This is a genomic window from Rhodococcus sp. MurmanLake-1, assembly GCF_056945715.1.
Window position 1 is genome coordinate 1 of record NZ_JBWZNF010000095.1, and the last position, 257, is coordinate 257.

A 257-nucleotide genomic window follows, 5' to 3' on the forward strand; every position below is an offset into this window, starting at 1 on the left:
GTCGTGTTCGTCGTCGCGGTCAACACGCTGCTCGAACGGTTGCCGGAGAAGGTCGGCTGGGGATTCGGCGGGGTCGGTGCCGGCATCGCGGTGTCGGCGGCCGCGGTGCTCGCGCTGCCGACCGAGAGTTGGCGTACGGCCTGGTGGGTGGCTGCCGGTCTGGCGGCGGTGCTGACAGCCGTCGGCTGGTGGGTGCGCCCGCAGCGGGTGCCGGTGACGGCCGCGACGGCGCGGGCCCAGGTGCACCACGCCGGTAC

Annotated in this window: 1 protein-coding gene; it reads left to right on the forward strand. The window is 74.7% G+C overall.

Going from position 1 to position 257, the window contains the following annotated elements; translation table 11 throughout:
* Positions 1-257, forward strand: a 257-nt coding sequence (locus tag AC2ETI_RS32795; RefSeq protein WP_483635073.1) for a YbfB/YjiJ family MFS transporter, incomplete at both ends; no start/stop codon positions are given.